Origin of the sequence: Paraburkholderia sp. EG287B (genome assembly GCF_040965595.1) — a bacterium.
Classification (GTDB): Bacteria; Pseudomonadota; Gammaproteobacteria; order Burkholderiales; family Burkholderiaceae; genus Paraburkholderia.
The window spans coordinates 166,828-193,568 of the sequence record NZ_JBFRCG010000003.1; the positions used below are offsets into that span (position 1 = coordinate 166,828).

Annotated in this window: 24 protein-coding genes and 1 pseudogene; 13 read left to right on the top strand and 12 right to left on the bottom strand. The window is 65.0% G+C overall.

Going from position 1 to position 26,741, the window contains the following annotated elements; translation table 11 throughout:
- The first annotated feature begins 3 nt into the window (after nucleotides 1–3).
- Nucleotides 4–945: an ABC transporter substrate-binding protein gene (locus AB4Y40_RS06060; RefSeq protein ID WP_368686849.1), complete on the top strand. Its 942-nt coding sequence runs from the start codon at nucleotides 4–6 to the stop codon at nucleotides 943–945.
- A gap of 81 nt (nucleotides 946–1,026) precedes the next feature.
- Here AB4Y40_RS06060 and AB4Y40_RS06065 read toward each other — a convergent pair whose 3' ends face one another.
- The 6 genes from AB4Y40_RS06065 to AB4Y40_RS06090 all read right to left on the bottom strand — a co-directional run bounded on the left by AB4Y40_RS06065 (nucleotide 1,027) and on the right by AB4Y40_RS06090 (nucleotide 7,425).
- Nucleotides 1,027–2,439, bottom strand: coding sequence for a cytosine permease (locus tag AB4Y40_RS06065; protein ID WP_368686850.1), 1,413 nt, complete (start codon nucleotides 2,437–2,439; stop codon nucleotides 1,027–1,029).
- Between the two features lie 104 nt (nucleotides 2,440–2,543).
- Nucleotides 2,544–4,013, bottom strand: coding sequence for an aldehyde dehydrogenase (locus AB4Y40_RS06070; RefSeq protein WP_368686851.1), 1,470 nt, complete (start codon nucleotides 4,011–4,013; stop codon nucleotides 2,544–2,546).
- A gap of 12 nt (nucleotides 4,014–4,025) precedes the next feature.
- Nucleotides 4,026–5,063 carry an LLM class flavin-dependent oxidoreductase gene (locus AB4Y40_RS06075; RefSeq protein WP_368686852.1) on the bottom strand — a complete coding sequence of 346 codons (1,038 nt, stop codon included), beginning with the start codon at nucleotides 5,061–5,063 and terminating at the stop codon, nucleotides 4,026–4,028.
- An 11-nt stretch (nucleotides 5,064–5,074) separates the two neighbouring features.
- The gene (locus tag AB4Y40_RS06080; protein ID WP_368686853.1) at nucleotides 5,075–6,034 is read right to left on the bottom strand and encodes a flavin reductase; all 960 of its coding nucleotides are present in this window, start codon (nucleotides 6,032–6,034) and stop codon (nucleotides 5,075–5,077) included.
- Nucleotide 6,035: 1 nt separating this feature from the next.
- The gene (locus AB4Y40_RS06085; RefSeq protein ID WP_368686854.1) at nucleotides 6,036–6,854 is read right to left on the bottom strand and encodes an alpha/beta fold hydrolase; all 819 of its coding nucleotides are present in this window, start codon (nucleotides 6,852–6,854) and stop codon (nucleotides 6,036–6,038) included.
- Entirely contained in the window at nucleotides 6,823–7,425 is a 603-nt protein-coding gene (locus AB4Y40_RS06090) for an amino acid synthesis family protein (protein WP_368686855.1), read from the bottom strand. Before AB4Y40_RS06090 ends, AB4Y40_RS06085 begins: the two co-directional genes overlap by 32 nt.
- 156 nt (nucleotides 7,426–7,581) lie before the next feature.
- Between AB4Y40_RS06090 and AB4Y40_RS06095 the strand changes: the two genes are divergently transcribed.
- The 11 genes from AB4Y40_RS06095 (at nucleotide 7,582) to AB4Y40_RS06145 (ending at nucleotide 18,417) form a co-directional block, all read left to right on the top strand.
- Nucleotides 7,582–7,872 (top strand): DUF1330 domain-containing protein, encoded by a 291-nt coding sequence (locus AB4Y40_RS06095; RefSeq protein WP_368686856.1) that lies wholly within the window; start codon nucleotides 7,582–7,584, stop codon nucleotides 7,870–7,872.
- Nucleotides 7,873–8,010: 138 nt separating this feature from the next.
- Nucleotides 8,011–8,697, top strand: a complete 687-nt coding sequence (locus AB4Y40_RS06100; protein ID WP_254354726.1) for a GntR family transcriptional regulator — start codon at nucleotides 8,011–8,013, stop codon at nucleotides 8,695–8,697.
- 246 nt (nucleotides 8,698–8,943) lie between these two features.
- Entirely contained in the window at nucleotides 8,944–9,834 is an 891-nt protein-coding gene (locus tag AB4Y40_RS06105; protein ID WP_368686857.1) for an alpha/beta fold hydrolase, read from the top strand.
- The gene (locus tag AB4Y40_RS06110; RefSeq protein WP_368686858.1) at nucleotides 9,827–10,795 is read left to right on the top strand and encodes a flavin reductase family protein; all 969 of its coding nucleotides are present in this window, start codon (nucleotides 9,827–9,829) and stop codon (nucleotides 10,793–10,795) included. Before AB4Y40_RS06105 ends, AB4Y40_RS06110 begins: the two co-directional genes overlap by 8 nt.
- A gap of 93 nt (nucleotides 10,796–10,888) precedes the next feature.
- Nucleotides 10,889–11,920 (top strand): ABC transporter substrate-binding protein, encoded by a 1,032-nt coding sequence (locus AB4Y40_RS06115; protein WP_368686859.1) that lies wholly within the window; start codon nucleotides 10,889–10,891, stop codon nucleotides 11,918–11,920.
- 40 nt (nucleotides 11,921–11,960) lie between these two features.
- On the top strand, nucleotides 11,961–12,845 hold the full coding sequence (locus AB4Y40_RS06120) for an ABC transporter permease (RefSeq protein WP_368686860.1): 885 nt from the start codon (nucleotides 11,961–11,963) through the stop codon (nucleotides 12,843–12,845).
- Between the two features lies 1 nt (nucleotide 12,846).
- The gene (locus AB4Y40_RS06125) at nucleotides 12,847–13,641 is read left to right on the top strand and encodes an ABC transporter permease (protein ID WP_368686861.1); all 795 of its coding nucleotides are present in this window, start codon (nucleotides 12,847–12,849) and stop codon (nucleotides 13,639–13,641) included.
- Between the two features lie 16 nt (nucleotides 13,642–13,657).
- Nucleotides 13,658–14,746, top strand: a complete 1,089-nt coding sequence (locus AB4Y40_RS06130) for an ABC transporter ATP-binding protein (protein ID WP_368686862.1) — start codon at nucleotides 13,658–13,660, stop codon at nucleotides 14,744–14,746.
- 11 nt (nucleotides 14,747–14,757) lie between these two features.
- On the top strand, nucleotides 14,758–15,465 hold the full coding sequence (locus AB4Y40_RS06135; RefSeq protein ID WP_368686863.1) for a GntR family transcriptional regulator: 708 nt from the start codon (nucleotides 14,758–14,760) through the stop codon (nucleotides 15,463–15,465).
- 79 nt (nucleotides 15,466–15,544) lie between these two features.
- Nucleotides 15,545–17,005, top strand: a complete 1,461-nt coding sequence (locus tag AB4Y40_RS06140) for an NAD-dependent succinate-semialdehyde dehydrogenase (protein ID WP_368686864.1) — start codon at nucleotides 15,545–15,547, stop codon at nucleotides 17,003–17,005.
- A gap of 38 nt (nucleotides 17,006–17,043) precedes the next feature.
- Nucleotides 17,044–18,417, top strand: coding sequence for an MFS transporter (locus AB4Y40_RS06145; protein ID WP_368686865.1), 1,374 nt, complete (start codon nucleotides 17,044–17,046; stop codon nucleotides 18,415–18,417).
- An 89-nt stretch (nucleotides 18,418–18,506) separates the two neighbouring features.
- Here AB4Y40_RS06145 and AB4Y40_RS06150 read toward each other — a convergent pair whose 3' ends face one another.
- The 4 genes and pseudogenes from AB4Y40_RS06150 to AB4Y40_RS06165 all read right to left on the bottom strand — a co-directional run.
- The gene (locus tag AB4Y40_RS06150; protein ID WP_368686866.1) at nucleotides 18,507–19,952 is read right to left on the bottom strand and encodes an aldehyde dehydrogenase (NADP(+)); all 1,446 of its coding nucleotides are present in this window, start codon (nucleotides 19,950–19,952) and stop codon (nucleotides 18,507–18,509) included.
- A gap of 17 nt (nucleotides 19,953–19,969) precedes the next feature.
- Nucleotides 19,970–21,145 carry a fumarylacetoacetate hydrolase family protein gene (locus tag AB4Y40_RS06155; RefSeq protein ID WP_368686867.1) on the bottom strand — a complete coding sequence of 392 codons (1,176 nt, stop codon included), beginning with the start codon at nucleotides 21,143–21,145 and terminating at the stop codon, nucleotides 19,970–19,972.
- A 141-nt stretch (nucleotides 21,146–21,286) separates the two neighbouring features.
- A complete protein-coding gene (locus tag AB4Y40_RS06160) occupies nucleotides 21,287–22,516 on the bottom strand; it encodes a porin (protein ID WP_368686868.1) in 1,230 nt (409 codons plus the stop codon).
- A 62-nt stretch (nucleotides 22,517–22,578) separates the two neighbouring features.
- Nucleotides 22,579–23,184 (bottom strand): annotated as a pseudogene (locus AB4Y40_RS06165) (MetQ/NlpA family ABC transporter substrate-binding protein); the annotation flags it as partial.
- A gap of 217 nt (nucleotides 23,185–23,401) precedes the next feature.
- Here AB4Y40_RS06165 and AB4Y40_RS06170 point away from each other — a divergent pair.
- Nucleotides 23,402–24,364 (top strand): sulfonate ABC transporter substrate-binding protein, encoded by a 963-nt coding sequence (locus AB4Y40_RS06170; RefSeq protein WP_368686869.1) that lies wholly within the window; start codon nucleotides 23,402–23,404, stop codon nucleotides 24,362–24,364.
- Nucleotides 24,365–24,421: 57 nt separating this feature from the next.
- On the opposite strand, the gene AB4Y40_RS06175 is transcribed toward AB4Y40_RS06170, so the two are convergent.
- Both AB4Y40_RS06175 and AB4Y40_RS06180 read right to left on the bottom strand, forming a co-directional pair.
- Nucleotides 24,422–25,618, bottom strand: coding sequence for an acyl-CoA dehydrogenase family protein (locus AB4Y40_RS06175; RefSeq protein WP_368686870.1), 1,197 nt, complete (start codon nucleotides 25,616–25,618; stop codon nucleotides 24,422–24,424).
- An 18-nt stretch (nucleotides 25,619–25,636) separates the two neighbouring features.
- Complete coding sequence (locus AB4Y40_RS06180; RefSeq protein ID WP_368687110.1) at nucleotides 25,637–26,701, bottom strand: aldo/keto reductase; 1,065 nt, start codon at nucleotides 26,699–26,701, stop codon at nucleotides 25,637–25,639.
- Nucleotides 26,702–26,741 lie beyond the last annotated feature (40 nt).

Genomic DNA, 26,741 nt, shown 5'->3' on the forward strand with positions numbered 1-26,741 from the left:
GTCATGTTGAAAAGAAAACTGATCAGTGCCGTCATCGGAGTGGGCGCGCTCGTGGGCGCGTCCAGCTTGGCCTATGCTGAGGAACCCTATATTCCGATCATTTCGAAGGGCTTTCAACATCAGTTCTGGCAAGCCGTGAAATCCGGCGCGGAACAGTCGGCGAAGGCGAACAACGTCAGGATCACGTTCGAAGGCCCTGAAACCGAGGCCATGGTCGACAAGCAGATCGACATGCTTTCGGCCGCGCTTGCCAAGAAACCGCAGGCGCTCGGCATCGCCGCGCTCGACAGCAAGGCCGCCGTTCCGCTGCTCAAACGCGCGCAGTCGAGCAAGATCCCCGTGATCGCGTTCGACTCGGGCGTCGACAGCGATATTCCGCTCACGACCTGCGCCACGGACAACCTCGCCGCCGCCGCGCTCGCCGCCGACAAGATGGCGGAAATGATCGGCAATTCCGGCGAAGTCGGCGTGATCGTGCATGACCAGACCAGCCGCACGGGTATCGACCGGCGCGACGGCTTCCTCAACGAGATGAAGACGAAGCACCCGGGCATCAAGATCGTTTCCGTGCAGTACGGCGCGGGCGACCACCTGAAGTCGGCGGAAATCGCCAAGGCCATGATTCAGGCGAACCCGAACCTCAAGGGCATTTTCGGCGCCAATGAAGGCTCGGCGGAAGGCGCGGCGATCGGCGTGAAGGAGTCGGGCAAGAAGCTGGTGCTGATCGGCTACGACTCCGGCAAGGAGCAGAAGGAGGCCATCATGTCCGGCCTGATGGCGGGCGCGATCACGCAGAATCCGGTCGGCATCGGCAAGTGCGTCGTCGATTCCGCGGCGAAGGCGTTGAAGGGCGAAACGCTGCCCAAGAAGATCGACACGGGCTTCTATTGGTACGACAAGACCAATATGAGCGACCCGAAGATCGCGGCGGTGCTTTACGACTGACTTGTATGGGTGTGAGTCATGTGCAGGACGAAAGGAAGAGCCGCAGCGCTTCCTTTTCGTTTTGCGCGTCTGCCGCGCGCTTCACTCGGAAACCGCCGCCCCTGCCGGCGAGCGCCGGGAGGAACGCGAACCGTCTTTCGAAGCGAACACGTAGTAGGTCAGCGCGGTCGCGACGAGGCCGACCATCCACGAGACATCGGCGTCGCCGACGATCGATGCCAGCGGGCCGTGGAAAAAGCTTTCCGCCATGAACGGCACCTGCACCGCAATGCCGAAGAGGTAGATGGCGATGGCCTTGACGTTGAAGGCCCCATACACGCCGCCGTGGCTGCTGACGATTTCCGCGACGCGATAGCGCCGGTTATTGATCAGATAGAAGTCGACCAGATTGATCGCGACCCAGGGCGCGAGCACGATGCGCATGGCAAAGATCGCCGTCAGGAAGATCGCGATGAAATTGCTGGAGGCCCACAACGCCGTGACGGTAGAGGCGACCAGCAGGGCGGTCGAAAAGACGACGCGCACGGTGCGGCCCGGCACCCAGTCGGGGCGGAAGGTCTGCGCGGCGGTAATGAACGACAACACCCCGCCATACAGATTCATGCCGTTGTGGCCAATGATGTTGACGAGGAAGAGGAAGATCAGCACGTAGCCGAACACGCCCGTTTGCGTGCGGATGGCCTGCATGGCGTCGGTGGAATGGCCGGTGCTGACCGCGAGCACGCCGAAGAGAAACGCGAAGATCGTGCCGAGCGAGGTGCCGAAATACGTGAACGCGAAAGTCTTCGCAAAGCCCGCCGAGGTCGGCAGGTAGCGCGAATAATCGGACGTATAGGGCGCGAAGCTGATCTGCCAGACGGCGCACAGTCCGAACATCGCGAACCAGTTCGACACGTCGAAATGGCCCTGCTGCAGGATCTGCGCGTCGAGGCCGGGCGCCATCATGATCATGCCGATCAGGAGCGCGCCGCCCATGAACCACGCGCCAATCTTGTTGAAGCGGTGAATGAAGTGATAGCCGATCACGCCGACGAGCGTCGCGAGAATCGCGCCGAGCACCGTGCCTACCGGCACGGGCACCGCGGGCGCGGCGGTGTGGAGCGTCTTGCCCGCGAGGATGATGTTCGAGACGAAGAAGCCCAGATAGATCAGCGTGGTGAAGCTGACCACGAGCAGCGAGCCATAGCGGCCGAATTGCGCGCGGCTTTGAATCATCTGCGGCACGCCGACGAGCGGGCCTTGCGCAGAGGTGAGGGCGTGGAAAATGGCGCCGAAGAATTGCCCGGCGACGATGGCGAGAATCGCGCTCATCACGTCGAGGTGAAAAACCAGCACCGAAGTCGCGCCGGATATCACCGCAAGCGGCGCGACATTCGTGCAGAACCACAACGTGAACAGATCGGCTGGCTTGCCATGCCGATGCTCGGGAGCGACATACTCGATCGAGTTGCTTTCAATGGTCAGAACGCTGTTGTCGTTCGCCGGGTTTTTCATAGTGTCTCCATCTTTATTGCACAGGCCTAGCCACGCCACCAAAGTGGCGCGGCATCGCCTTGAACGGCTTTGCAGCAGTCTTGAATCGATACAGCGGGATGAGATCAGCGCATCACGAACGGATCGCTGATCGGCTCGTCCGAGGTACGCAGCCACACGGACTTCGTCGTCGTGTATTCGAGCGCGGCAGCCATGCCGCCCTCGCGGCCGTGCCCGGAAAGCCCGAAGCCGCCGAACGGCACGAGCGGCGACACTGCCCGATAGGTGTTGATCCAGACGATCCCCGAACGCACGCGCCGCGAAACGCGATGTGCGCGAGTGAGGTTGGTGGTGAAGATGCCCGCGGCGAGTCCGTAGGCGGTGCTGTTCGCCTTCTCGATGGCTTCCTGTTCGGAAGAGAACGTATCCACCGAAAGCACGGGGCCGAACAACTCCGTCGTGATGCTGTCCGCGTGGCTCACGCCCGTGCAGTCCAGAATCGTCGGCGCGTAGTAGTAGCCGTCGCGCTCCAGCGCCTTGCCGCCGGCGAGCACCTTTGCGCCCTGGCTCACGGAACTCGCGACGATCTTCTCGATGTTGCGCAGTTGCCTTTCGGTGCAGAGCGGCCCGTATTCCGTCGTCATCTCGTTGGGTGAGCCTACGCGAATGCGCGAGACGCGCTCGACGAGCAACTCGAGGAACTGCTCCTTGACGGACGCCTCGATCAGGAGACGCGAGCCCGCCACGCAGCTTTGGCCGCTTGCCGCGAAAATCGCCGCGACTTGCGCATTCACCGCGCTCTGGATATCGGTGTCGGCGAACACGATGAACGGCGACTTGCCGCCCAGTTCGAGCGAGACCTTGGCCAGATTGTTCGAGGTGTTCCTGAGGATATGCCGCGCGGTTTCGGGGCCGCCCGTGAAGGCGACCTTGTCGACCCTGGGATGGCTGCTGAGCACCGCGCCGCATTCCGGCCCGAAGCCGGTGATCACGTTGACGACGCCCGGCGGAAATCCGGCCTCGTGCACGAGCCTCGCGAATTCGAGCAGCGGGCCGGGCGCTTCCTCGGAAGCCTTCAGGACGACCGTGCAGCCGGCGGCGAGCGCCGGCCCGACCTTCACGGCGGAAAGGAACAACTGGCTATTCCATGGAACGATGGCGGCGACCACGCCGACGGGCTGCCTTTCGAGCCAGACCTGCATATCCGGTTTATCGACGGGAATATGGCTGCCTTCGATCTTGTCGGCAATCCCGGCGTAGTAGCGGTAGTACTCGGCCACGTAGGCGATCTGGCTCGACGTCTCGCGAATGATCTTGCCGGTGTCGTTCGTTTCAATTTCAGCGAGACGCGGCGCAGCCTTTTCGACGAGCCCGGCCAGCTTGTGCAACAGCTTGCCGCGCGCCGAGGCGGTGAGGCCGGCCCACGCGGAATCGGTCAGCGCGCGGTTGGCCGCCTCGACGGCACGGTTGACCTGCTCCGTGCGCGCTTCGGGCATGTGCGCCCACACGTTGCCCGTGGCCGGGTTCACGCTGCCGAACGTCGCGGCGCCCGCTTCGAACTGGCCGTCGATATACAGCTGAAAATGAAAATCCATGGAATCCGCCCCTTACCTGAATGCAGGCATGACGTCGTTGATCATGCGCTCGAGTGACGCCTTCTTGCGTTCGAAGCTCATGCCGGTATCGATCCAGAACGAGTACTCGTCGAAGCCCAGTTTCTCGTAGGCCCGCAGACGCCCGATCACTTCCTCGGGCGTGCCGATGACGTTGTTCTTGCGCATCGCCTCGGGCGTGTAGAACGGATGAGCGGCGATCTCTTCCTTCGTGAGCGGCTTGATCATGCCGCGGCTCACGGGCCGCTCGTTCTTGAACCACGCGCCGAAGTAGTTGTAGAACGTGTTCACCTCGTCGGCGGCGACCTGCGCGTCGTCTTCGCTGCTCGCCACATACGTGTGACGCAGCAGCATGATCTGCGGGCGCGGCACGTTGCTGAACTTCTCGCAGGCGGCGTTGAAGTGGCCGACGAGCTTCTCGACCTCTTCGTCGCCAAAATGCAGCGGCGTGACCTGCACGTTGCAACCGTTGGACACGGCAAATTCGTGGCTGTTCGGGTCGCGCGCGGCCACCCAGATCGGCGGATGCGGGCGCTGCAGCGGCAACGGCGACGAGGTGGTCGCGGGGAATTTCCAGAACTCGCCTTCGTGCGCGTAATCGCCTTCCCACAGCTTTTTCACGGCCGGAATGAGTTCGCGCATGCGCTGGCCTGCGCCCCACGCGTCGAGCCCTGGCATCAGGCGTTCGTACTCGAACGAGTATGCGCCTCGCGCGATGCCCAGATCCAGACGGCCATTCGAGATGATGTCGGTCATCGCGGCTTCGCCGGCGAGCTTGATCGGGTGCCAGAAGGGCGCAATGACCGTGCCCGTGCCGAGTCTCACGTGCTTCGTCTTGTTGGCGAGGTCCGCAATGTTGAGGAACGGATTGGGCGCGATCGTGAAGTCCATGGCGTGGTGCTCGCCGGTCCAGATCGCATGCATGCCGCCGCGATCGGCGATCTGGCACAGCTCGACCATTTCGTCATACAACTGCTTCTGACTGGTCTGGTCGGAGACGCGCTCCATGTGAACGAAAAGGGAAAATCGCATGATGGAACCTTTCAGGAATGAAGCGGGCGGACTGTGCCGTTGCTATGGTCGCCGAAGTACATCCCGTAGCTCTTCAATTCGCTTTCCTTGCGGTAGCGCTGGAGCATGCTGGCGAGCGCGCTGTCCTGGAACGCTTGCGTTTGCACGTCTTCCAGGCTCACGAACTGGGCCGAGGCGTCGCCCGCCGCGGCGAGTTCGTCCGGTGCGCTGCACAGGAACGAGATGTACTGGTAATGAGTTTCGGTATTGTTGTAGACCGAATAGATGAAGCTTGCCGATGCGTCGGGCTGATACTTCGTGAAGATCTCGGCGAGCGCCTTGTCGGCGCCTTCCTTGCCGATCTCTTTCGAAGGCAGTGCCCATTTGCCGTCGGCGGTCTTCACGAGGAGCACCTTGTCCTCGCGCGCGATGATCGCGCTCACGATGACCTTCGGGCCCGCGATGACTTCCGCCGATACCTTCGCCGGCGTGAAATAACCGCCCCGGTAGTAGCCGAGGCCCGCGAAGCCTGCCGAATGAAACGCCTCGACCCGGCCGACGATGAGCGCGTGATCGCCGGCGTCGATCACGGCGTGCGTCGTGCAGTCGAACCAGGCGCTCACGTCGCCGATCAGCGGGTTGCGGTTGGCGCTCAATTGCCAGTTCAGGTTGGCGAAGCGGTCGTCGCTCGGCCGCGCGAACGTATTGGACAAATCCCTTTGCCCTTCCGCGAGGATGTTGATGGCGAAGTGGCCGGCGGTGGAAAACGTCTGGTAATTGCCCGACGTCTTCGCAATGCTCACCAGCAGCAAAGCGGGGTCGAGCGAAACGGACGAAAACGAATTGGCGGTGAAGCCGAGCGGCTTGCCGTCGTCCGTCGAGGTCGTCACGATCGTCACGCCCGTCATGAACGCGCCGAACGCGTCGCGCAACTCGCGCGTGTTGATCTTCGCGGCTTGCGGGTTAACTACCTGGCTCGTGTCTTGGCTCATTTCACACTTCCACTTCGTGGTTTTCCGCCTGCGGCTCCGTTTGCAACCAGGCCCGCAGCGCGCGGTTGACTTCGTCAGGCGCGGTCAGGTTCACCATGTGGCGTTCGTTTTCGATCACCACGGCCGTGCCGTTGTGCGCGGCTTGCGCCATTTGTCTCGCCATCTCCGGCGTCGAGTTCGGGTCGTCCGAGCCGGTCAGGACGAGGGCAGGGCAGCGAATCGTCTGCCAGCCGTCGGCATACACGTCGTCGCCGCCCGCAAACGCCGTATAGGCCGTGGCGTAGCCCGCGAGGTTCACCGACTTCAGCCACGACTCGACCTTTTGCGCCGCCACTTGCTGCGCTTCCTCGGCGTTGAACCAGCGCCGCAGCGGCGTATCCACGTCGATGGTGCCCGAGCGCAGCTCGGCCGCACGCTGCAGCACGGCCTCGCGTGCCTGCTCGGTGCGCCGGTACACACCGTTCAGGACTGCCACACGCCTGACCAGATCGGGGCGCGTGACCGCGACGCCCGCCGCGATCAGCGACCCCATCGAGTGTCCCGCCAGATTGACGGGGCCCGCATCGAGCGCCTCGATGAGATGCGTTGCCCACTCAACGAACTGCGGTAGGCCGGCGCCCGCTTCGAGCGCATCGCTTCGACCGTGGCCCGGCATGTCGACCGAGATCACGCGGAATTCGGCCGAGAGGTCTTCGATCTGTGGATACCACGCGCTCGCCTGCATGCCCACGCCGTGAATCAGGACGAGCGGTTCGCCCGCGCCTTGCTCCAGATAGTGAGCGACGCGCTTATTTGACAGCTGCAGGGTTCTTGACGTCATTTCCGAGCTCTGCGAGGTCTTGGTAGCGGTCGCCAATGCGGTGATGCGGACGGCCACCCGTTGCGGCGCCGATGGCGACCACGAGTTCGTCGGCGGCCGGCGCGTCGGCAATCGAGAACTGCAGCGTGAGGTAGTGCGAGCGGCGGCCTTCGTCGTTCTTGTCCATCATCGGGATGAGCAGCGGTGCATTGGCCGGGCCACGCGTGTTGTTGAACGCGAGATACGACTTCGCGCCCACTGCCGAGCGATAGATATTGCCGAAGTGCAGCGTGTGGATGAGCGCGGACGCATGCTCCAGTTCGCCCGCAAGACCGACGATGGCGCTCTTGCCGAACGCTTCGACCGCTTCGCCCGAACCGGCTTCGTCGATGATGAGCTTCGTGAGGTGCTCGCTCAGTTGCGGCGCGATTGCGCGAATCTCGGGCGAGAGGTCTTCCACGTAACCGCGGCCCGCCCACGGGTTCTTGATCACCGCGACCGCGCCGATCATCTTCAGCGGCTTCGCAGCGGCCTTGTCGCCGTCTACGAAGACGTTCTCGACATGGAGGATGGATTTGCGAATCAGGCTCATGGCAACTTCCTTCGTACGTTGATTGTGTGAAGCATTTTGGTATACCATGTTACGGCATGCCATGGGTGTTAACCCGATGGCATGCGGCGAGCCCCGTCTGCCAAGGGATTGCCGCTTTTTCGATATGAATCCGACGATGGAAAACGAGGAGGAGAGATGACTGCTTACTGGATTGCCCATGTGACCGTGCTGGACCCCGCCAAGTACAAGGACTACACGGACATCGCCCCGCTGGCGTTCAAGAAGTTCGGCGCCGTCTTCCTCGCGCGCGGCGGCGCGGCGCAAGTGCTGGAAGGCGAGTCGTTCGCGCGGCACGTCGTGATCCAGTTCCCCGACATGCAAACGGCGCTCGACTGCTATCACTCGCCGGAATATCAGGCGGCCAAGGCGAAGCGCGATGGCCATTGCGTGGCGCAGATCGCGATCGTCGAGGGGCTGGAGGGCTGACCAGGCCGGTGCGGCCGGTGCAAAAAGCGGGGGCAAAAGGGCAGGCAGAAGGAAAGCTGGACGTCAGTTGCGTCATAATATGGCATTCCATGTCCGTGCCTTCGTGCGTGGACTTTCGTCCTTCTCCTGTTGCCGCCTATGCAAGACCTCAAAATCGATCGCAATGCCAAGACCCTGCGTGAGCTCACGCTCGACAAACTGCGCGGCGCGATAGTCCAGGGGTATTTCCGGCCGGGCACGCGGCTCGTCGAACGCACGCTGTGCGACGAGCTTGGCGTGAGCCGCACGGTGGTGCGCGAGGTGCTCCGGCATCTCGAGACCGAGGGGCTGGTCGAGATCGTCGCGCGCCAGGGGCCGATCGTGGCGCGCCTCGATCCCGCGCAAGTGGGCGAGATCTACGAGTTGCGCGGGCTGCTCGAAGCCAACGCCGCCCGGGCCTGCGCCGAGAACGCCACGCCCGAAGTCGTGCAGCAGCTGCGCGCGGTCCGCGCGATCATCGAGGACGCGTTCGAAAAGCGCGACCTGCCGCGCGTGGTGGAGCACACCGAGCGCTTCTATGAAACGCTGTTCGAAGCCGCCAACAAGCAGGTGTCGCTCACGGTCGTCAAGACGCTCAACGCGCGCATCAACCGCTTGCGTGCCTTGACCATCGCGATGCCGGGGCGCGGCGGCGACTCCAATCGCGAGATGAACCTGCTGCTCGACGCCATCGAGCGGCGCGACGGCGAAGCGGCCTCCGCGGCGTCGTTCGCGCATATCAAGCGGGTTTCCGAACTGGCGCTCTCGGCGCTCGCCCAGCAGAACGAGGGGCTCGGCGACGCCTGAGGCTTTAGCTAGCTCGCCAGGCTGAAAGGCCGCCGGCATACGCCGGCGGCCTTTTCTTTTGTCTGCTCAATTCAGGTGGATCAGGCGCGGCCCAAAACGTGCCAGCGCGCCCGTACGTGATCTCATGGTATTCCATAATACGCAATAGTTTGTTGTGGGCCATAAGATGGCATACCATAATCTCATCGAACGCGATCTCCGGCGGCTTTCCGTACCGCCCGAGTCGCCGGATGGAGCCTGAATTCCATGAAGCCAGCTTTCGCCTCCGAACATGCCGTCTCGCGCGCCCAGCGCGGTCGAACCGCGGGCACGTGCTACAGCGTGTACGCGCCGTCATCGGGCGCCGCGTGCGAAACCGTGGTGCTGATCCATGGCGTGGGCATGAACCAGAGCGTGTGGGCGCCGCAGATCGATGCGTTGTCCGAATCGTTTCGCGTCGTCGCCTACGACATGCTGGGTCACGGCGAGAGCGCGCTGCCGAGCGCACAGCCCACGCTCGACGAATACGCCGCGCAACTCGAAGCGCTGCTCGACGCCATCCAGGTCGAGCGCGCGCACGTCGTGGGGCATTCGATGGGCGCGCTCGTGGCGCTCGAATTCGCGCTGCTCAATGCGCCGCGCACGTTGAGCGTGGTTGCGCTGAACGCGGTGTACGATCGCACGCCGGCGCAGCGCGAAGCGGTGATGACGCGCGCGGCCAGTCTTGGCGACGCGCCTGCCGCGAGCGGCGTGGACGCGACGCTCTCGCGCTGGTTCGGCGACCCGATTCCGGGGCATCTGACCCAGGCGGCGCAGGCGGTGCGGGCGCTGCTGCTTGCCGTCGATCCCGTGGGCTACGCGCGCACCTACCGCCTTTTCGCCTCTTCGGACGACGCGCACGTGGGACGTCTCGCGAGTCTCGCGGTACCCGCGCTCTTCCTCACCGGCGAGTGCGATCCGAATTCGAGCGGGCAGATGTCGCACGCGATGGCGGCGGTCGCGCCCCGCGCGCGCGCGGAAGTCATTGCGAACGCGCGCCACATGATGAACATGACCGACCCGGAACGCGTCAATGCAAGCCTGCTTGCGTTCCTCGCCGAGGCATCGGCGACGCAGGTAGCCAATACCGCAGCAAACACAGGAGAACGCCATGGCTGAGCTGATGACTGCCCATCCCGCGCAACCGGCTTTCGATAGCGCCGAATTTCGCCGCGCGCTGGGCGCGTTCGTGACGGGCGTGACCGTCGTCACGACGATCCAGCCCGACGGCTCGCCGCGCGGCTTCACGGCCAACTCGTTCACCTCGGTATCGCTCGACCCGCCGCTCATTCTGGTGTGCATCGCGAAGACGGCGTCGAGCTATGCCGTGTTCTCGCAAACGCGCCGCTTCGCCGTGAGCGTGCTCGCCGAAGACCAGCAGCAGGTGTCGGGCGTGTTCGCCTCGAAGGCCGCCGACAAGTTCGCGCAGGTGCCCTGGAGCACACGCAGAACCGGTGCGCCCGTGATGGACGGCGCGGCGGCGAGCTTCGACTGCACGACGCATGAAGTCGTGGACGCGGGCGACCACATCATCCTGATCGGCCGCGTGGTGGACTTCGTGCAAACGAGCTCGACGCCGCTTGGCTACTGCCGCGGCGCGTACGTGAACTTCAGCCTCTCGCAGGATGCGCTGGCCGCAGCCGGCGTGCGCGCGAAAGTGGGCGCGATTCTCGAGCATCGCGACGGCCTCGTGCTGATCGACACGCCGAATGGCGTGGCGTTGCCAACGGGCGTCAGGCTCGAACCGGCCAGCGACGCGGCGAGCCTGCGCGGCGTGCTCGCGAAGCTCGGCCTGCGCGCGCATCTCGACTTTCTCTTCGCCGTGTTCGAAGACGGCAGCGGCAAAGGGCCGGGCGAGCACATCTATTACCGCGGCCGCGTGATTCACAACGGCTCGCCCTGGCTCGACAGCAGCATCCGCATCGTGCCGCTCTCGCAGATCCCCTGGGACGAAGTGAGCGATGACGCCGTGCGCTCGATGCTCGAACGCTATGTGCGCGAACGCAAGCAGGACGCATTCGGCATTTACGTGGGCGACAGCGAAGCCGGCACCGTACAGCCGCTCGCCCTCGCGCATTGATGGCAAGACACAGAACACAACCATGAAGAAGCCGTCGCGTTTTCCCGCAGCCGGCCTGACGAAGCGACAACCAACCGTATTCCGGAGACAGCCATGAGCAGCAGAAGCACCTCGTTTATCGCGCCGATGTTCGTAGCCTGCGCAGCGACACTCGCAGCCGCGCCGGCACTGGCCGCGGACCCCATCGTCTTCACGAGCTGGGGCGGTACCACGCAATCGTCGCAACAGAAGGATTGGGCGCAGCCGTTCACGCAGGCAAGCGGCATCACCGTGCTGATGGACGGCCCGACCGACTACGGCAAGCTCAAGGCGATGGTCGACAGCGGCAACGTGAGCTGGGACGTCGTGGACGTGGAAGGCGACTTCGCCTATGCCGCGCAGAAGGCCGGCCTGATCGAGCCGATCGACTACTCGGTGGTAAAGAAGGACGAACTGGACCCGCGCTTCGCGTCGCAGGCCGCGGTGGGCAGCTTCTACTACTCGTTCGTGCTCGGCTACAACAAGGCGAAATACACGGGCGCGCAGCCGCAAACGTGGGCGGACCTGTTCGACACCAAGCGCTTCCCCGGCAAGCGCACGTTCTACAAGTGGTCGGCGCCGGGCGTGCTCGAAATCGCGCTGCTCGCCGACGGCGTGCCGCCGAACAAGCTCTATCCGCTCGACCTCGACCGCGCGTTCAAGAAGCTCGACACGATCAAGAGCGACATCGTGTGGTGGAGCGGCGGTGCGCAGTCGCAGCAGCTGCTCGCTTCGGGCGAGGCGCCGATCGGCATGTTCTGGAACGGCCGCCTGCACGCGCTCGCGCAAACCGGCGTGCCCGTCGGCATTTCGTGGAACCAGAACCTCACCGCCGCCGACATGCTCGTGATCCCGAAGGGCGCGAAGCACCGCGATGCGGCGATGAAGTATCTCGCCGCGGCGACGAGCCCGCAGGCCCAGGCCAAATTCGCGGCCGATACGGGTTACGCGCCGATCAACGTGAAGTCGGCCGCGCTGATGTCGCCGGCCATGGCGAAGACGCTGCCCGATCAATACAAGGCATCGCAGATCAATCTCGACATGAAGTACTGGGCCGAGAACCGCGATGCGATTGCGAAGCGCTGGTACGCGTGGCAATCGAAGTAAGCGAGTCCCGAGGTCGCGAACCGGTTCAAAAGGAAACATCATGCCCAACGTATTGAGTACCGTCGCGCACCCGGCCGCGACGGCCACGCGCAAACGGCGCGACTGGCGCAGCATGCGGCTGCTGACGCCCGCCATGCTGCTGCTCGTGATCTTCTTCCTGCTGCCGGTGCTCTCGCTGCTGCTGCGTAGCGTGCTGGAGCCGACGCCGGGTCTGCACAACTACCAGCAGTTGCTCGGCTCGACCACGTATTTGCGCGTGTTCGGCAATACGTTTCTCGTGGCGACGGTCGTGACGCTCGTCACGCTGCTCGTGGGCTTTCCGATGGCATGGCTGCTCGCCATCGCGCCGCGCAAGGTCAGCGCCGTGTTCTTCGCGATCCTGCTGCTGTCGATGTGGACCAACCTGCTCGCACGGACCTTCGCGTGGATGGTGCTGCTGCAGGAAACGGGACCGATCAACCGCATGCTGATGGCGATCGGCGTGATCCATGAGCCGCTCTCGCTCGTCAACAATCTCACGGGCGTGACGATCGGCATGGCTTACATCATGCTGCCGTTTCTCGTGATGCCGCTGCACGCCACGCTGCGCAGCATCGACCCGTCGACGCTGCGCGCCGCCGCCGTGTGCGGTGCGAGCCGCTGGCAGGCCTTCTGGCGCATTCTCGTGCCGCTCGCCATGCCGGGCGTGGCCTCGGGCGCGCTCATGGTGTTCGTGATGGCGCTGGGCTACTTCGTCACGCCCGCGCTGCTGGGCGGCCCCTCGTACATGATGCTCGCGGAACTCATTGCGCAGCTCGTGCAGGAACTCTTGAACTGGGGCCTCGCCGGCGCCGCCGCATTCGTGCTGCTCGCCGTGACGCTTTCGCTCTATGCGCTGCAACTGCGCTTCACGCGCCATGCGCGCGCAAGCCTCGGAGGGCGCTGACATGTTGCTCGATTTCGATCGCCTGGGCGCGCTGCGCTGGATGTTGCTGGCCGTGGGCGGGGCCGTCGCGCTCTTTCTCCTGCTGCCCATCGTCTTTATCGTCGCGCTTTCTTTCGGCGATTCGCAGTGGCTCATCTTTCCGGCGCCGGGCTGGACGCTCGAGTGGTACCGGCAACTCTTCACCGATGCGGGCTGGATCGACTCGCTGATCACGAGCGCGAAGCTCGCCGTGATCGTCACAGTGCTCTCCGTCGCGATCGGCTTTCTCGCTTCGCTTGCGCTCGTACGCGGCAAGTTTCGCGGGCGCGGCGCGGTGCAGGCGTTCTTCATCACGCCGATGGTGCTGCCGGTCGTGGTGCTCGCCGTCGCGCTCTATGCGTTCTTCCTGCGCATCGGCATGAACGGCACGATGACGGGCTTCGTGATCGGCCACCTGATCATCGCGTTGCCGTTCTCGATCATCTCGATCAGCAATTCGCTCGCGAGCTTCGACACGTCGCTGGAAGATGCAGCGCTCATTTGCGGCGCCTCGCCGTTCATGGTGAAGCTGAAAGTGACGCTGCCGGCCATCCGGCTCGGGCTCTACGCCGCGGCGATCTTTTCGTTCCTCGCTTCGTGGGACGAGGTGGTCGTGTCCATCTTCATGTCGAGCCCGACGCTGCAGACGCTGCCCGTGCGGATCTGGGCCACGCTGCGCCAGGACCTCACGCCTGTCGTTGCCGCGGCGTCTTCGCTGCTCGTCGCGTTGACAACGTTATTGATGCTGGCGGGCGCTCTCGTGCGCCGCGGCCGCTAACCGAGGTAAACAAGCCATGACTGCATTCCTGCAAATCCAGCGCCTGCGCAAGACCTACGACGACGTCGTCGCCATCGACCAGGTGTCGCTCGATGTGCGCAAGGGCGAATTCATGACGTTCCTTGGACCGTCGGGGTCGGGCAAGAGCACGACGCTCTATATCGTCGCGGGCTTCCAGGAGCCCACGGAAGGGCGCGTGCTGCTCGACGGCAAGCCGCTGCTGGCGGTGGCGCCCAACAAGCGCAACATCGGCATGGTGTTTCAGCGCTATACGCTGTTTCCGCATCTCACGGTGGGCGAGAACGTGGCGTTTCCGCTGCGCGTGCGCCGCCGCCCCGAAGCCGAAGTCAAGGCGAAAGTGGAGAAGATGCTCAAGCTCGTGCATCTGTCCGAGTGCCGCGACCGCATGCCCGCACAGCTCTCGGGCGGCCAGCAGCAACGCGTGGCGATTGCGCGCGCGCTGGCCTACGATCCGCCCGTGCTGCTGATGGACGAACCGCTCTCCGCACTCGACAAGAAGCTGCGCGAGGAAATCCAGCTCGAATTGCGCCGCATTCACCAGGAAACGGGCGTGACGATCCTCTACGTCACACACGACCAGGAGGAAGCGCTGCGCCTTTCCGACCGCATCGCCGTATTCAACAAAGGCCGCATCGAGCAGGTCGGCACGGGCGAGGAGCTTTACGCGAACCCGGCTTCGCGCTTTGTCGCGAGCTTCATCGGCAATTCGAATTTCCTGCCTGTGAAGGTGACGAAGAGCAGCGAAGGCCGTATGAACGGCGTGTTCCCGAATGGCCATGAAATCGCCTCGGACGCCTTCAATCCGTCACTCGCCGCCGGCGACGACGGCACGGTGATGATCCGCCCGGAGCAGATGCGCATCAGCTCGCTGCAAGGCGCGAACGGTACGACCGGCTTGCCCGTGACCGTGCGCGACGTCACCTATCTCGGCGACGCGATGCACTACGCGGTGGCGACGCCCTGGCAGCAGGAGATTTCGATCCGCATGCCGGCGGCGCATCGCCACGACGGCGGCATCATGATCGGCACGCAGGCGCTCGTCGACTGGGACGCGCGCGATGTGCGCCTGTTCGCGCAAGCCTGACGGCGGCTGCCATGAGTGACGCACTGCCATCGCTGCGGGTCGAACGCCCTACGGCAACCTTGCGGGAACTCGCGCTCGAAAAAATGCGCACGGCCATTCTGGAGGCGCATTTTCATCCGGGCGAGCGGCTGGTCGAGCGCTCGCTCTGCGAGATTCTCGGCGTGAGCCGCACCGTGGTGCGGGAGGTATTGCGGCATCTGGAAACGGAGGGTCTGGTCGACTCGATTCCGAACCAGGGGCCGATCGTCGCCGTGCTCGACTTCGAGACGGCGGCGGAGATCTACGAAATACGCGCGCTGCTCGAAGGCGAAGCCGCCATGGCGTGCGCACAGCATGCCGACGAGCGCATCGTCGCGGATCTCGCCGGCTTCATCGACCGGATCCAGGCCGCCTTCGAAGCGCAGGACCATCCGGCCGTGAGGGCGCTCACCACGGCCTTCTACGAGCGCGTGTTCATTGCCGGTCAAAAGCGCGTGGCCTGGGAGATCGTGCAGTCGTTGACGGCGCGCATCAACCGCTTGCGAGCCCTGACGATCGCTTCCGATGACCGCGGCCGCCAGGCCGTCGATGAAATGCACCGCATCCTGAGCGCCATTCAAGCCGGAAACGCGGTCGCCGCACGTGAGGCCGCGATCGCGCACGTGGACAGAGTGGCCGAGATCGCGCGCAAGCTGCTGGCGGAAGGGCACGAGCACGCGTCGTGGCGTCAGGCGGGATAACGCAGCCTGGCTGTACTGATTATTGGCGCGCGCTCTGGAGCGCGCCACCAACTTTGTTCTTGCATCGAAGGAAAATCACGTGGAATTGAAGACCCTGTTGAAGGACGCGGCGCTGTTGCGCCATCAAGCTTATATCGATGGGCAATGGTGCCCCGCCGACTCGGGCGCGAGCTTCGACGTGTTCGACCCGGCGACGGGCGCTGCCCTCGGCAGCGTGCCTTTGATGGGAGAAGCCGAAACGACGCGGGCCATCGAGGCGGCCAATGCCGCGTGGCCGGCATGGCGAGCACGCACCGCCAAGGAGCGGGCGGCGGTCATGCGCCGCTGGTACGACCTGATGATCGAGCACGCCGACGATCTCGCGTTGATCCTGACCGCGGAGCAGGGCAAGCCGCTCGCGGAAGCGAAAGGCGAGATCGCCTATGGCGCGTCGTTCATCGAATGGTTCGCCGAGGAAGGCAAGCGCGTGGCGGGCGACACGCTCGCGACGCCCGCTTCGGACAAGCGGCTCGTGGTCATCAAGGAGCCGATCGGCGTTTGCGCCGCCATCACGCCGTGGAATTTCCCCACGGCCATGATTACCCGCAAGGTGGGCCCGGCGTTCGCGGCAGGCTGCCCGATCGTCGTAAAGCCTGCGGAAGCCACGCCGTTCTCGGCACTCGCACTCGCGGTGCTGGCGGAGCGCGCCGGCGTGCCCAAGGGCGTGCTCAACGTCGTCACGGGCGACCCCAAGGCGATTGGCGGCGCGATGACCGGCAGTCCGGTGGTTCGCAAGCTCTCTTTTACCGGTTCGACGGGGGTGGGGCGATTGCTGATGGCGCAAAGCGCGACCACGGTGAAAAAGGTGACGCTCGAACTCGGCGGCAACGCGCCGTTCATCGTGTTCGACGACGCCGATCTCGATGCCGCGGTGGAAGGCGCCATCGCCTCGAAGTATCGCAACAACGGGCAAACGTGCGTCTGCACGAATCGCTTCTATGTACATGAGCGGGTTTACGACGCGTTCGCCGCGAAGCTGGCGACGGCCGTGAAAGGGCTAAAGGTCGGGCACGGCACGGAGGGCGGCGTCACGCTTGGACCGCTGATCAACGAGGCGGCGGTCAGGAAGGTCGAGGCGCATATCGCCGATGCAGTGGGCAAAGGCGCAACGCTCGCCACGGGCGGAAAGCGCCACGCGCTCGGTCACGGTTTTTTCGAGCCCACGGTGCTGACCGGCGCCACCGCGCAAATGGATGTGGCGAGAGAGGAGACGTTCGGCCCGCTCGCGCCGCTGTTCCGTTTCTCGAGCGACGAAGAAGTCGTCAAGCTCGCCAACGACACGGAGTTCGGACTCGCCGCCTACTTCTACAGCCGCGATATCGGCCGCATCTGGCGCGTGGCCGAGCAGCTCGAATACGGCATGGTGGGCATCAATACCGGCTTGATCTCGAACGAGGTGGCGCCGTTTGGCGGCGTGAAGCAATCGGGTCTGGGCCGCGAAGGGTCGCACTACGGCATCGATGACTATCTCGTCATCAAGTACCTGTGCATGGCCGTTTGATCGCCGGATTCACACAATAAAAGAGGGGACACGCCGCCATGAATACGCCGTCATCGAGCAGCGCCGAGGTCAGGCTGGATCGCACGCAAAGCGAAGCGGGGCACCGCCTCGATACCGCGACCATTGCGATACCCACTCGCGTGACGGTGCGGGTCGTCGCGATCTGCCTCGCGATGATCCTTGCCGAAGGCTATGACGTCGCCATTTACGGGGCCGTGCTGCCCATGCTCACGCATGGCACCGACTGGTCCTTGTCGGCGCTGCAGCTGGGCGCGATCGCAAGCTGCTCGCTGGCGGGCATGATGATCGGCGCAATGGGCGCGGGCACGCTCAGCGACATGATCGGCCGGCGTCGCATGCTGCTCGGCAGCGCGGCGCTCTTCTCCGCGATGATGGCGGCCGCAGCGCTCGCGCCGACGCCAGCCTGGTTCGTCGTCGCGCGGATCGTGGGCGGACTCGGGCTTGGCGGCGTCGTGCCGACCGCCGCGGCGCTCACAGTCGAATACTCGCCGCCGGGCCGCCGTTCTTTCAACTACGCCTTGATTTACACGGGATATTCGCTGGGCGGCATTCTGGTCGCGCTGCTCGCGATGCACTGGTTGCCCACGCACGGCTGGCGATTGCTGTTCGGCGTAGGCGCTGCGCCGCTCATCCTCGTGGTGCTCGCGGCGCGCCATTTGCCGGAGTCGCTGGAGTTCCTGCTGGCGAGGAACCGCTTGGAGGAGGCGCGCAGCGTCGCGCGAGCGCTCGGCATTCGACATTCGGCGCTCGAGAACGAAGCGGGTGCGAGGGCCGTGCACGCTGCAAATGCCGGGAAAGCCGCGCCGATTTGCGCGCTGTTCGACGCATCCAACGTGCGCGCCACCCTGGCGTTCTGGATCGCGATGTTCATGGGCTTGCTCCTGCTCTACGGCCTGAGCACCTGGCTGCCGCAACTGATGCGCAAGGCCGGCTTCCCGCTCGGATCGAGCCTCACATTGCTGGTCACGCTCAATTCAACGGCGGCATTGGGCTCGCTGCTTGGCGGCGCGGTAGCCGACCGCCTGGGTTCGAAAGCCGTGGTCAGCGTCCTTTACCTGCTTGCGGCAGCCAGCCTGTGTGCGCTGCCGTTCGCCCATGGCACGCTGCAAACCTATGTGCTCGTGGGCATTGCCGGGGTGGGCACGATCGGCAACACGATGCTGCTTGGCGCGTATATCACGCGCTACTATCCGCCCCGCAACCGGGCGACGGGCATTGGCTGGGCGCTAGGCATCGGGCGCTTCGGCGCCATCGCCGGGCCGTTGATCGGCGGCGCGCTGGCACAAGCGGGCGCACCGCTGCCGTGGAATTTCTACGCATTTGCGGTCGCGGGCCTCGCAGCCGCGCTTGCTGTGCTCGCCGTTCCCAGGCACGCTGCAGGCAGCGAGTAACCCAATGCCGAAAGCAAAAAGCGGAGACCGGGTTCAATATCCGGTCTCCGCTTTTTTTACCGCTTCAATCGTGCGCGTTGCGCCTTGCCTTATGCCGATGCCGTGCCGCTCGTCGCGTCAATCGCCCACTGCGGCGCATCCTGCAACGCAACGGGACGCAGGAAGCGCTCGATCGCGGCATAACCGACCGAGGTGGTTTGCGGCTGCGTCGAAGCGGGCCACGGGCCGCCGTGCTGCTGCGCATCGCACACGGCAACGCCCGTCGGCACGCTGCCAAACAGCACGCGACCCGCGATACGTTGTGCGGCCGTTGCGAGTGCGCGATTTTCCGGCGTATCGGCCTGCGCGCCCCACAGCGTCACCGTGAGCGAACCTTCCACCGCGGCGAGCACGTCGAGCGTCTGCGCTTCGTCACGCACCTTCACGATCAGCGCGGCCGGGCCGAACATTTCTTCGTGCAGCGCCGCGTTGGCGACGAACGTCTGCGCGTCGGTTTCGAACAGACGCGGCGCCGGCGCTGCGGCTCCTTCGTCGTGTGCCGGCGCGGCGAGACGCACGCGCACGCGCGCCTGGCTCGCGATATGCGCGGCGGCGCTTTCAAAACCGTGGCGCATGGCGGACGTGAGCATGGCATGCGGCTTTTGTGCGGACAACGCTTGCGCCAGCGCCTCTGCGAAGCGCTCGCCATTTTCGTCATCGCGCACGACGATCAACCCCGGGCTCGTGCAGAACTGCCCGCAGCCCATCGTGATCGAGGCGGCGAGGGTGGCGGCAGGCGTGTCGACGCCTTCGGCAAGGGCTTGCGGCAGCACGACGAGCGGATTGATCGAGCCGAGTTCGCCATAAAACGGAATCGGCCGGCGACGCGCATTGGCCGCGCGCCACAGGGCCACGCCGCCCTGATACGAACCCGTGAACGCCACCGCCGCGACATCGGCGTGGCCGACGAGATGGACGGCCGCTTCGCGCGACGCCTGATCGACGAACGCGATCACGCCTTCGGGCAGGCCCTGCTCGCGCAGCACGCTCGCGGCGAGCGCATGCACGCGGCGCGACAGTTCGGGATGGCCCGAGTGCGGCTTGACGATCACCGTGCAGCCTGCAGCGAGTGCCGAGGCCGTATCGCCGCCGAGCACCGAGAACGCGAACGGGAAATTGCTCGCCGAGAACATGGCAACCGGCCCGAGCGGCAGTTGCACGCGTGTGAGGTGCGGACGGCCCGCGGGCGGCGCGCCGGGCACGGCCGCGTCGTCGACGTGGCGATTGGCGATGCCCGCTTCCACACGCTCGGCAAAGCCGCGCAACTGAAACGCGGTGCGTGCGAGTTCGCCGTTCAAGCGTGCGGCGCCAAGCGAGGTTTCTTCGTCGGCGATGGCGACGAGTTGGGCGGCGTCGCGCTCGAGCGCGTCGGCGAGGCCGCGCAGCAGGGCGCTGCGCACGGCACGCGAAGCCGCGCCATAAAGGGCCTGGGCTTCATGTGCGAGCGCGGCGGCTTCGTCGATTCGCGCGAACGGCGCGTTGTTTTCTGTCTGCATTACGAATTCACTCCAGATTAAAAAAGACCGCGCTCGGCGAGATTGGTATAAAGGGCGCGCACGCCGAAGGTCCACGGTTCGATTTCGGTGCAAAGGCGCACGGTGTTGACGATGGCGCCAAGCGGCGGTGCGCTGATCGTGACGCGGTCGCCGAGGTGATGCGTGAAGCCGCCGCCGGGCGCGTCGCGGTCCTTGATCGGCGAGAACATGGTGCCGAGGAACAGCATGAAACCGTCCGGGTACTGATGGTGGCGGCCCCATGCCTGCGAAACGAGATCGAGCGGATCGCGGCTGATTTCCTGCATATGGCTCACGCCCTCGAGCAGGAAGCCGTCGTCGGTGCCTTCCACGCGCAGCGAGACGCTGGTGGCGCGAACCGTATCGAGCGTGAAGCCTTCGTCGAACAGACGAATGAACGGACCGATCGCGCACGAGCCGTTGTTGTCCTTGCATTTGCCGAGCAGCAGCGCGGAGCGTCCTTCGATATCGCGCAGATTGACGTCGTTGCCGAGCGTCGCCCCGACCACCTCGCCGCGGCTGTTGACCGCGAGCACGACCTCGGGCTCGGGGTTATTCCACGCCGAGGCGGGATGCAGGCCGATATCGGCGCCGAAGCCCACCGAGGACATCGGCTGGGACTTCGAGAACACCTCGGCGTCCGGACCGATGCCGACTTCCATGTATTGCGACCACGCACCACGGCGCTGAAGTTCTTCCTTCAGTTTGATCGCAGCCTCGGACCCCGGCTTGATTTTCGAAAGATCGGCGCCGATCAGCTTCGTGATTTCGGTGCGCACGTCCTGCGCTTTGGCGGGATCGCCGCCGGCCTGTTCTTCGATCACGCGTTCCAGAAGACTCACGGCGAACGTCACGCCACACGCCTTGATCGCCTGCAGGTCACAGGGCGCGAGCAGCCAGGGGCGATCCGCGGGGCGATCGCCCGCGAAGCTGTGTTCGAGCAGCGCCTCGGCCGTGCCGAGCGGCTCGCCTGGCGTATGGCGCACGACATCGAGCAGATCGTCGTATTCGAACAAGTCGGCCGTGGTGGGCGCCACCTCCGAAATATCGAAGACCATGCCGCCGCGCACGACGACCACGCAGGGTCCGTCGCCCTCCGGGGTGGGCCGCCAGACGCGGCCGACGAGCAGCGCGTTATCGAGATCGTGCGGGAGATAAGCGGATGTTGAGGACATGGCGGGCGTTCCGGATTGAGCGTGGCGACACGCATCGTAGGGCGGATGCGCGTGCGCGTCCAAAGGAACGCCTCTTTGTCCAACTGGCTGGACGATGGCCCACCCCGGTCGAATTGATCCGGCGGCGGCCCGGAATGCGGGTTAGAACAGGTGCTTGATGCCGGCCGACACCGCAACCTGATTCGAGGTCGTCGAGGGCGAGAGATAGCCGATGTCCGCGACCGCCTGGCGGCCCCACGAGTCGACGCCGCTTGCATGCTGGTACGCAGCCGTTGCATACAGTTCGGTGGCTTTCGAAAGCGAGTAGCCTGCGCCCAGATTCCACTGCTCGTAGCGCGCGCCGCCCGTTCCGTTCAGGTTGCCGCCGTTCGTGTAATCGAACGAGGTGCCGACGCGCAGGAACGGCGTGACCTGGTAGCGCACGCTCGCCCCCAGCGTATTGAACGAGGCCGTGCCGTGATAGTTCTGCGTGTTCAGCGCGGCGGTGGCGCCGAGATCGCGGTATTGCGTGTTGGACCAGGCGAGGCCCAGAATGGCCGAGCCGATCGTCCAGGTCGAGGCCACGGCGACCGTCTGCTGCGTGCGGGCGGACGCGAATCCCGAGATCGACGGGTTCGATGCCGGCGTCGTGGCGGACCCGGCGGAGCCGAGATTGTTGCCGGTCGCGCTCGCATTCGCGTTCGTGCCATAGAGCGAAGTGTTCGGATTGCGCGCGTTGATGATCGACGCCGCGACCGCAACGCTCGGCCCGGTATAGCTGAAGCCCGCGGACCAGTACTGGTTCTGCGTGAAGTTGCCGGCTATCCCGCCCAGGCTGTAGAGCGCGCCGAACCGGAATCCCCCAAAGGAGTCCGAACTGTACTTGATCGCGTTGTTGATGCGGTGCGTGAAATTCAGGTTGTCATAGTCGGCCGGATGGATCGCGAGGTTGCCGAAATACCAGGCGTAGAGCAGCGGCGACACATAGTCCACCGCGGCGTCGGACTGGCGCCCGAGCGATGCGGTGCCGTAGTTGGGCGCGGTGACCCCGATCCACGCCTGACGGCCGAACAGGGTGCCGCCCTGGCCGAGCGTGCCGTTGCTGACGCTGAAGCCGCTTTCGAGCACGAACAGCGTCTTCACGCTGCCGCCCAGATCCTCGATGCCTTTCAGGCCCCAGCGGCTCGAACTCGGGCCCGAGGTGCCGCTGTCGAACTGGGCGACCTGGCCGCCGCCGGTGGGCCTGCCGCCGGCAGGCGTTGCCGCCGTCTGCACGTTGTTCGTGTAGGTCACGTTGCCCGTGACGATCCCGTAGAGCGTGACGCTGCTTTGGGCATAGGCGGCGACGGGCGACAGTGTGATGGTAGTGAGCGCGAGAAGTGTTTTTTTCATGGTGGTGGGCGTGGTCAAGCCGTGGTCGAGGCTAAGGCATCGGAAACATCGAACGCGTTAATGCGGATGGCCGCGAAATCGACGTCTTCGAGCGCACGCGGCGCCTGTGCGGTTTCGAGCGGGACGATGCGAATGCCGGCAGGATTCGCGACCACATCACGCTCCGAAACATCCACGGGATTGGGATTCTCGCGAATGCGGATCCAGCCGATCGCCTGAAGAATCTTGAGCGCGCGTTCGAGGTTGACGGGGTCGTTTGGCACAGCAACCGTTGCGCCGGCCTTCACCTCGGAGAGCGAATGGTGGCGGGTCGAGTAGAGGCCCATGGGGGGCGTCGGCACTTGCACGACACCGGCAAGGTCGGTGCCGTTCCGGTCGTTGTACGCCTTCAGATAGACGCTGTGCTGCATCACGTCGGCGGCAATTTCGCCGTGCCACACGGCCTGGTTCGCTTCAAGCCCAGTGCTGAAGTTCACGTACTGGACCGTGTAACCCTTGCGCTTGAGCTGCGGCTCGACGCCTTCGCGAAATTCGTCGGCGTATGGTCCGGGCACAAAGCCGACTCGCAACACGTGCGCGGCGTTGTCGGCAGCATAGACAGCCGGCGACTGCAGCACGAACAGCGCGATAGTTGAAAATAATATCTGGATAACTAATCGATATCGCATGATGAATGTCTTCGTGTTTTGGAAAGGCCGATTATGGTTGGGCCTTTCGCGGGCGGCCAATATTTAATCGAGATTTACATATCGGCTGCCCGCATGGATTACGAAGCGGCGCGGTTATCTTTGGCGGGAATTAGAAGCGCAGGATTTGATGGTTTTCACGCCGCCGCGCGGCTTATAACATCGACTTCTTTCTAATAGATTGCCGAGGCTTCCACGCATGAACACACGCCGCAACTTCATTCGAATCTCTGCCGGAGCCGCTGCGCTCGCCGCCTTGCCGGTGCTCGGCGCGTTACCCGCGCGCGCGGCCAGTGCATCGCGTACGCTGCGCGTAGGGAATCAGAAGGGTTATCTAAGTCTGCTGAAAGGGCGTGGAACGCTGGAGAAGCGGCTGGCTCCCCTTGGTGTCGCGGTCACGTGGACAGAGTTCGCTGCAGGCCCGGTGCAACTCGAAGCCCTCAACGTAGGCTCGATCGACTTTGGCGACGTGGGCGAGGCGCCCCCCATCTTCGCCCAGGCGGCCGGTGCGCCGCTCGCTTATGTCGCGGCCACGGTGCCGCGGCCGCAAGCGGAAGCGGTGCTCGTGCCGCACGCTTCGGCCATTCGCAGCGTGGCGGATCTCAAGGGCAAGACCATCGCGCTCAATCGCGGCAGCAACGTCCACTATTTCCTCGTCAAGCTGCTGCAGGCGCACAACCTTCAGTATGGCGACGTGAAAGTCGTGTTCCTCGCGCCCGCGGACGCACGAGCGGCGTTCGAGCGCGGCGCCATCGATGCGTGGGTGATCTGGGATCCGTTTCTCGCCGCCGCGCAGAAGACCCTCGATGCGCGCATTCTCGCCGATGCGAGCGGCGTGGTCGGCAACCGCGCCTACTATTTTTCGTCGCTCAGCTACGCGAAACAAAACCCGGATGTCATCAAGATCCTCATCGACGAATTGAGCCAGATCGATCAGTGGGGGCAGGCCAACCGGGCCGCGCTCGCCGCCCAGCTCGCGCAGGTGTGGGGCTTGCCGAACGACGTGGTCAGCGAGGTGATCGGGCGCGTGCAATTCGGCACCGGGCCGATCACGAAGGCCATCCTCGCCGAGCAGCAGCAGATCGCCAATACCTTTTTCGACCTCAAGCTGATTCCGAAGCGCGTGAACGTGCTCGAAGCGGCCGCGCCGGGAATCGTTTAGCGCGACGACTTTTTCATCAGCCCCGGCCGCTCCTGCGCGCCGGGGTTTTCTCACACTTCACAAGCCCAGCGCGCGGCGCGCCGCCATGGTGCGCAGCAAGCTGTTGGACGGCGCGTGAATGCGCGCGCACTGCACGTTGCGGTGATGGCGCTCGAGAGGGTTGTGCCGCGCAATCCCGTGATTGCCCGCGAGTTCGAGCGCGATATCCACGGCCTGTATCGCATTGTCCACCACGTTGTGCTTGACGACGGCAGACAGCTCGGCAGGCGCCGTGCCTGAGTCGATCGCGTCGGCGTGGGTGCGCAGCAGCCAGTCGTTGCTCGCCAGCAGCATCTCGATGCGTCCCACGCTTTCCTGCACGATCGGAACGGTGGCGAGCGCCGCACCGCCTAGCGCAGCGGGCTTGCGCTCGCTGAGGAAGGCGAGCAGCCAGTCGCGCGCCGCCCGCGCCGCGCCGTCGTAGACCGTTCCGACCAGACTGAAGTACCACGCCGTGGCGTGCGGATCGCGCTGCACGCCGAGATGGGCCGGCCTCAAGCCGACCACATCGTCCGCGGAAATCGCCACGTCCGTGAACACCACATCGTGGCTCGCGCTCGCGCGCATGCCGAGTGGGTCCCACGTCTCCAGGATGCGCACGCCCGCCGCCTCGCGGGGCACGAGAAAATGGCCGAGACGCGGCTCGGGTTCGTCGGTGCGGGCAAGCACGTTGATCCACGTGAGCAGGGGGGCGCCCGTCACATAGAGTTTGTGTCCCGTGATGCGCCACGAGGCGCCTTCGCGGCGCGCGAGCGTGTCTGGCAGGCCGCCGTGCGAGGGCGAACCGAGCGCGGGTTCGACCTGGGCCGCGTTGACGAGCGCGCGGCCTTCCACGCTCGCCCGCGTGAGGCGCTGCGCGAGCGCTGCGGGCCAGTTTCCCGTTTGCTCGCGCGCGTCGTGCACGATCATGGCGTGCTGGCTGTAGTGCATCGAGAGAATGAGCGCGACCGATGGATCGCCATAGGCGATCTCGGCGACGATCGCGCGCGCCACCGCGAGCCCCGCGCCGAAGCCGCCGTCGCTGCGGGCAATATTCGCGCGCAGCAGGGCCGCTTCGCGCAACGCGCGGAATTGCTCGAACGGCGCAGTGGCATTGCGATCATGCTCGTCGGCGAGCGCGGCAAACGCGCGGCCGAGCCGCGCCGCGCGCTCGATCAGCGCGGCGGCCTGGTCCTCGTCGCGCGCGAGCGCGGCGTCCGGAGTGAATGCGTTCACGGGGCACTCCCTGGCTAATTAGCGTTCGCCGGCCGGCGCACGCGGGTCTTGCGTAGCGCCATGGCGCACGAGACGACCGAAGAACGGGTGGCCGGGGTCGTTGAACCCCGGTGTCGAAGGATGGCCGCTTGCTACCAGCGAGTCGACGAATGCTTCGTCATCCTCATCGAGGCGATACTGCAGCGCGGGCAGATAGTCGCGCCATTGCGCTTCGGTGCGCGGCCCCGCGATCGCCGAAGTGATATAGCGGCTATTGAGCACCCAGGCCAGCGCGAACTGCGCGGCGGTGAGGTTGCGCGCCTTTGCATGCGCCTCCACGCGCCGCGCAAGCTCGATCGTTTCCGCGCGCCATTCGGTCTCGCTCAGGCGGCGGTCCTGGCGCCCCGCGCGCGTGTCGGCGCCGGGCTGGGCACCGGGCTCGTATTTGCCGGTCAGCACGCCCCGCGCGAGCGGGCTGTACGAGATCACGCCAAGGCCATAGTGCCACGCCGCGCTCAACTGCTCTGCCTCGACCTGGCGATTGGCAAGGTTGTAGAGCGGCTGGCTGGCAACGGGCCGCGGCACGCCCAGCAAATCGGCCACGCGGCTGAACTCGGCAATCCGCCAGGCGCGATGATTCGAGAGCCCGTAGTGCCGCAGCTTGCCGGCCGTGATCAGGTCGCCGAGCGCGCGCACGGTTTCCTCGACTGGCGTGTGATGGTCCTCGCGATGCAGATACACGAGGTCCAGATAATCGGTATCGAGCCGCGCGAGGCTCGCTTCGACCGCGCGGATCACGTGCTTGCGCGCCGCACCGGCCGCGTTGATATCGCGCGTGTTGCCAACGGGATTGCCGACGGGGTTGCCAAACTTCGTGGCGAGCACCCAGCGGTCGCGTTGGCGGGCGATATGCCGGCCCACCACGCGCTCGGACTCGCCCTGGTGGTAGACGTCGGCGGTATCGATTGAATTCACGCCTTGCTCCTGCGCGGCGCCGATGATGCGTTCGGCCGTGGCGTCGTCGGTTGGTCCGCCGAACATCATCGTGCCGAGCGTCAGCGTGGACATTTTCAGGCCGCTGTGGCCCAGTTGCCGGTATTCCATGTAGGTTCCTTGAGTCATTCAAACAGTGCGACGCGAGCGC

Coding starts and splice junctions, on each gene's coding strand:
- AB4Y40_RS06060 (WP_368686849.1), top strand. CDS start 4: ATGTTGAAAAGAAAACTGATCAGTGCCGTCATCGGAGTGGGCGCGCTC.
- AB4Y40_RS06065 (WP_368686850.1), bottom strand. CDS start 2,439: ATGAAAAACCCGGCGAACGACAACAGCGTTCTGACCATTGAAAGCAAC.
- AB4Y40_RS06070 (WP_368686851.1), bottom strand. CDS start 4,013: ATGGATTTTCATTTTCAGCTGTATATCGACGGCCAGTTCGAAGCGGGC.
- AB4Y40_RS06075 (WP_368686852.1), bottom strand. CDS start 5,063: ATGCGATTTTCCCTTTTCGTTCACATGGAGCGCGTCTCCGACCAGACC.
- AB4Y40_RS06080 (WP_368686853.1), bottom strand. CDS start 6,034: ATGAGCCAAGACACGAGCCAGGTAGTTAACCCGCAAGCCGCGAAGATC.
- AB4Y40_RS06085 (WP_368686854.1), bottom strand. CDS start 6,854: ATGACGTCAAGAACCCTGCAGCTGTCAAATAAGCGCGTCGCTCACTAT.
- AB4Y40_RS06090 (WP_368686855.1), bottom strand. CDS start 7,425: ATGAGCCTGATTCGCAAATCCATCCTCCATGTCGAGAACGTCTTCGTA.
- AB4Y40_RS06095 (WP_368686856.1), top strand. CDS start 7,582: ATGACTGCTTACTGGATTGCCCATGTGACCGTGCTGGACCCCGCCAAG.
- AB4Y40_RS06100 (WP_254354726.1), top strand. CDS start 8,011: ATGCAAGACCTCAAAATCGATCGCAATGCCAAGACCCTGCGTGAGCTC.
- AB4Y40_RS06105 (WP_368686857.1), top strand. CDS start 8,944: ATGAAGCCAGCTTTCGCCTCCGAACATGCCGTCTCGCGCGCCCAGCGC.
- AB4Y40_RS06110 (WP_368686858.1), top strand. CDS start 9,827: ATGGCTGAGCTGATGACTGCCCATCCCGCGCAACCGGCTTTCGATAGC.
- AB4Y40_RS06115 (WP_368686859.1), top strand. CDS start 10,889: ATGAGCAGCAGAAGCACCTCGTTTATCGCGCCGATGTTCGTAGCCTGC.
- AB4Y40_RS06120 (WP_368686860.1), top strand. CDS start 11,961: ATGCCCAACGTATTGAGTACCGTCGCGCACCCGGCCGCGACGGCCACG.
- AB4Y40_RS06125 (WP_368686861.1), top strand. CDS start 12,847: ATGTTGCTCGATTTCGATCGCCTGGGCGCGCTGCGCTGGATGTTGCTG.
- AB4Y40_RS06130 (WP_368686862.1), top strand. CDS start 13,658: ATGACTGCATTCCTGCAAATCCAGCGCCTGCGCAAGACCTACGACGAC.
- AB4Y40_RS06135 (WP_368686863.1), top strand. CDS start 14,758: ATGAGTGACGCACTGCCATCGCTGCGGGTCGAACGCCCTACGGCAACC.
- AB4Y40_RS06145 (WP_368686865.1), top strand. CDS start 17,044: ATGAATACGCCGTCATCGAGCAGCGCCGAGGTCAGGCTGGATCGCACG.
- AB4Y40_RS06150 (WP_368686866.1), bottom strand. CDS start 19,952: ATGCAGACAGAAAACAACGCGCCGTTCGCGCGAATCGACGAAGCCGCC.
- AB4Y40_RS06155 (WP_368686867.1), bottom strand. CDS start 21,145: ATGTCCTCAACATCCGCTTATCTCCCGCACGATCTCGATAACGCGCTG.
- AB4Y40_RS06160 (WP_368686868.1), bottom strand. CDS start 22,516: ATGAAAAAAACACTTCTCGCGCTCACTACCATCACACTGTCGCCCGTC.
- AB4Y40_RS06170 (WP_368686869.1), top strand. CDS start 23,402: ATGAACACACGCCGCAACTTCATTCGAATCTCTGCCGGAGCCGCTGCG.
- AB4Y40_RS06180 (WP_368687110.1), bottom strand. CDS start 26,701: ATGGAATACCGGCAACTGGGCCACAGCGGCCTGAAAATGTCCACGCTG.